The organism is Baaleninema simplex PCC 7105, from assembly GCF_000332355.1.
GTDB lineage: Bacteria > Cyanobacteriota > Cyanobacteriia > Cyanobacteriales > Geitlerinemataceae > Baaleninema > Baaleninema simplex.
Map to the genome: position 1 here is coordinate 403,419 of NZ_KB235962.1, position 4,390 is coordinate 407,808.

4 protein-coding genes and 1 pseudogene are annotated in these 4,390 nt (G+C 48.5%); 2 read left to right on the forward strand and 3 right to left on the reverse strand.

Annotated elements, in window-relative coordinates; genetic code table 11:
• A pseudogene (locus GEI7105_RS32785) lies at positions 1–828 on the reverse strand (shikimate dehydrogenase); the annotation flags it as partial.
• Positions 829–1,271: 443 nt separating this feature from the next.
• On the opposite strand from GEI7105_RS32785, the gene GEI7105_RS37985 reads away from it, so the two are divergent.
• On the forward strand, positions 1,272–2,150 hold the full coding sequence (locus tag GEI7105_RS37985; RefSeq protein ID WP_144054073.1) for a sodium/proton-translocating pyrophosphatase: 879 nt from the start codon (positions 1,272–1,274) through the stop codon (positions 2,148–2,150).
• Between the two features lie 819 nt (positions 2,151–2,969).
• Here GEI7105_RS37985 and GEI7105_RS34085 read toward each other — a convergent pair.
• Entirely contained in the window at positions 2,970–3,869 is a 900-nt protein-coding gene (locus GEI7105_RS34085) for a CAP domain-containing protein (protein ID WP_017663500.1), read from the reverse strand.
• A 201-nt stretch (positions 3,870–4,070) separates the two neighbouring features.
• Here GEI7105_RS34085 and GEI7105_RS38920 point away from each other — a divergent pair, with 201 nt between their 5' ends.
• A complete protein-coding gene (locus GEI7105_RS38920) occupies positions 4,071–4,229 on the forward strand; it encodes a hypothetical protein (RefSeq protein WP_158413278.1) in 159 nt (52 codons plus the stop codon).
• Here the strand turns inward: GEI7105_RS38920 and GEI7105_RS37995 are convergent.
• A complete protein-coding gene (locus GEI7105_RS37995) occupies positions 4,226–4,333 on the reverse strand; it encodes a hypothetical protein (RefSeq protein ID WP_375339046.1) in 108 nt (35 codons plus the stop codon). The two genes, GEI7105_RS38920 and GEI7105_RS37995, sit on opposite strands and share 4 nt — an antisense overlap.
• Positions 4,334–4,390: the final 57 nt, after the last annotated feature.

Consider the following 4,390-nt stretch of genomic DNA (forward strand, 5'->3'; position numbering starts at 1 on the left):
GGCGCATCACTTCAACTGGAACCTCTTGTCCCGTCCAAATTTCTAAGGCGATCGCACCCTGACGAACTAACATTTCTAACCCACTGATGGCCGTCGCGCCCCGTTCCCAAGCAAATTTCAGAATTGGGTAGGATTGGGTGTATAAATTAAATCGTAAGCGATGCTGTTGGGGGGTAACTTGTCGAACAGTTCCGGTTCGACGGGAGAGCGATCGACCTGGGGCGACATAACCACGGGCGTCGTATTCACCAACAAGTTCGCCACCGACATCAAATTGGGCAGTTCGTCCCAATCATGAGTCTCGAACTGTACGTCTAGCGTCGATTTTTCCCAACTGCGAGCGAAAGCCTCTAATTTCTCGGGCGTGCGTCCGACGACGTGAAGTTCGCGACAACCGAGTTGGGTTAACCCAGCCACCACCGCTCGGGCTGCACCGCCGTTTCCCAACACGACGGCCGCGCGATCGCTCCAGTTGTCGTAAGCTCGCAACGGGGAAAGAAATCCCGAAACGTCCGTATTCGTGCCTTTCCAACCCTGTTCGGTACGCCAAACGGTGTTGACTGCGCCGACAGCTCGCGCTTCTGGGGTAATCTCGGATAAAAACGGCAAAATCGCCTGTTTGTGGGGAATCGTGACGCTAAAGCCCACGACACCGACGGCCGCGAATCCAGCGATCGCAGCGTCGAGGCGATCGGGGGGAACGGGAAGTGGAAGATACACGTAGTCTAGTCCCATCTGGGCGATCGCGGCATTGTGCATCGTCGGCGAGAGAGTGTGTTCGATGGGGTATCCAATAACACCGAGGAGCTTCGTTTTACCAGTAATCATCAAATTGAAGTGACGTAACATCAAAAATGGCACCGTTCGATGGGGACGAGAGAGAAGGGCGATCGCCGTAGGCAAACGGAGTACTTTCACCTCGAACTGTCGATCTCGAACGGGTACACCGACTCTAGATCGTCTCAGTGGTGTTGCGATACTCCCGATGGGGTGAAGATTTCCGAAAAGGGCGATCGCAGCGGGATCGAGATTTGGCACAATAGAATCGACTCAACCTCGATCGAGCTGTCGGCCGACCGAGGTTTTCCCCGCACCGGAAACGCCCATGACAATATAGATTCGAGTGCGATCGCTCACGGAGCTTATCGTGTAAAATTGAGGAAAACTTCAATCGATCGAAAACTGTTGTTCGACCTGACTGAAGCTTCGAGTTCGAGTTTGACGTTGACAATATCCTTTGAGTTCTTCGATCGCATTGTGAGGAAATTTCAATGCCGTTTTCAATTAATGGAATTGGAACGACTTATTATGGAAGACGTTATTTTTTGCCAGACGATTCTTATGTTACAACAGAATGGGTAATTTTTTTATATTTCCCGATCGTTCCGCTGCGATCGCTCAGAGTTGTATTTTTAGAGAGAACAGCTCGATTCTTCAGAAAAGATCGCTATCACGTTCGCCCCGTTCCACTTTGTTGGCCTCAAATTCGCAATACTTACATCGCTGCTTTTTTGGCTCTGATATCGATTCCTGTCCTCTCGCTTGTTACAGGGGCGATCGCTTTCCTAATATTTGCGATCTTGCCAATATCAATGTCGAGCGATTTCGCTGTCATAATCTGCAGCGTTGCGATGCTTGCCTCGATCTTACCAGCGCTCTGGTTCGTTCGTTTGAGAATACCACCAAAATCCATAGCAGTCCAGAAAGCAGATCGTTTTGAAAATCCGAGATTGGCGATCGCCTTTGCAGCCATAATGCTTATCGGAACTTGCCTTTATATCTTGTTCCCAAATCAATTTATGGCGGCAATGTCTGCATTTTTTGTTTTTTCTATAATCGTCTTGGTTGTGGCGATTATTTATATTATTTTTGAAAAAGCGATCCCAAAACATAACAAAACACAAAACTCAAACACGACAAACAATCCGTACGATCGCTTTATGGAAATTTGGGTAACGGAATCTCAACTTCAAAACAAGGAAGATTTTCCAATCAAGCACCCAGAACGAGACTCGACGTTAACCCTTCAGCTCGATCCCCGAATGCAAAATGCTTCTTGGGTCAGACTTGTCGGAGCTGTTGCCAACGGTAAGGGCAATTTACTCGTGCGAGTTCGCGTCAAAGATACAGAGAATTCAATAGATCCTTAATTTTTATGTGAATTTTCAATCGCAGAAAATACAATTAAAATCACAAGAAATTATCGAGAGATCGTTTGAATACGGAATTCAAATTTCAACACTTCGACTCCGCTCAGCGGCTCGACTGAGCGCTCGCCGAACGTTGTTGAGTCGGGAGCATCCCGTTTTGGAAGATACATGACAATTGATTGTTGAAAATCGTTTCAAGACGTAGGTGAATTCGTCTCTGTGAGAGGCAAGCCAGCATTCTCAATAGTAGCTGCTTATCTATAATTGCCGAAATGGGATGCTCCCGTTGAGTCCGAGCGGAGTCGAGGACTCAAACACTGGTTTTTTCCAACCTGACAAGCCTCTCTATCCCCCCAAACCCCCTTTCAAAGGGGGGCTAAGGGGGAATGTAGTGAAGACTTCTTGAAACCTAGCTTATTGGAAAGGGTGCATCTCACTTTTGCAAATACACAAGTTCGGCAATTTGTCAATATCTTCCTCAAGGACTGCTAGAAGGGGATTTACTCCTTTAAGTATTTATACTTATCGCAGAATTGAGATGCACCCTATTGGAAACGGATTCTGTATTACGCAGTTCGACCGAAATTACACTAAATGGAGAGGTCGGTGGGCATTGCCCAACCTACAAATGGTGTAGATGCGTAACTCCTAGAGATGCACCCTATAAAAAAGGAAAAAAATTGAAAAATTCGGCAAAAACATAAATAGAAGCATCTCGAACGCACGCCTCGTGCAAGACAAACGATCGCTACAGCCCAACCTTACATTTTAACGAATCGAGTGATGCTAACTTTCCCTAAATCGAGCGTAGAAGCTGTTTTACTCGTAATACCAATCGGGATGGTCGATGAGAGGAGGATCGTTATTGAAATTGCCTGCATTGTGATAGGTGCAATCTAAAAAATAACCGTGCGACCAAGTTCGATCGCCCCCCGGAAACCGTATCGAACCGCGATACACGCCGCAGCCGATCGAGGTACTTTCACGCCACACCATCTGCGTGTAGTGACCGCAAACGCCGTTGCAAGTATTCGTTTCGTGGTTGTAATTTTCCCGTTCGCTATCCCAATCCGTAACGCTACGGACGACCGGACGCACCACAGAGGGATCGCTCCCCCCCGACCATCCTAAATTTTCACCCAGTTTCGCCGCACCGCCTTGCAGTCCAGTACGGTTACTATATTGCTGCTGTCGCCAGTCGTTAGAACTGTGACCTTGGTGACCTTGGGTGCGATCGGCCCACAGTTGCGCGACTGCGGCGGCATCGCAATCCCAAGTGACGGCGGGTAACGGCGGTAATCCCTCCGGTACGTGGCGATCGGCATCTTTTCGGGAACGATTGTGTTCGAGTAGAATAGCTTGAATTTCTTGGCGAGTCAGAGCGGAAGTTTCCGTCGCACAGGCGGGAATCGGAATTTCGCTGGAATTGCTCGAATAGCGGTTGTAAAATTCTGCTGCGGTGTCGAGTTGGGCGACGATCGCATTATCGAGGGGTTCTGAGGAGTCTTGGGGTTCGCCCAACGTTAGGGTCGGTGTCGAACGAGTCGTACTTTCCCCAGGATCGCTGTTTCGTGTTAGTGAGGTGTCTTGGCGATCGAAAACGCCTAAAACGGTATCGACATCTAGATTTCGAGCGAAACCTGACAACTCCAATTGAAATAAAACGGCGATCGCCGCAGAAATCGACCCGAGAACGAGCAAAGAATGTTTCTGTCCCATTGACTGAAATGAGCGGTAGGGTGGCGAACAGCTTCGATTCCTATTTTAATTGCGATTCGGTTGTCAGGTTATATTTATTTCGATTTTCTTCTTCTCTGTCGTTCTCGAGGTTGCGCGATCGCCCGCTCGATAAATTTTTTTAGGAATTCCCAAACGTTTGATTTCAAACAGATTTTCGACTCGAACTCGTCCCGATCCATATTGAGTGGCAAATTCCTACAATCCCCTCGATCCATTGACGATCGCGATCGAAACAAAGGCGATCGCCGAGCCGGAAATTCAAGTAACGGTGCGGGTTCGGGAGATAGAGACGCACTCCCCGCACGCCCCTACTCCTCCGCTCGGTTGAAAGCGACTTAGCGATCGAGTCCCAAATGTTGCTTGAGGCGTTGGCGCATCACTTCAACTGGAACCTCTTGTCCCGTCCAAATTTCTAAGGCGATCGCACCCTGACGAACTAACATTTCTAACCCACTGATGGCCGTCGCGCCCCGTTCCCAAGCAAATTTCAGAATTGGGTA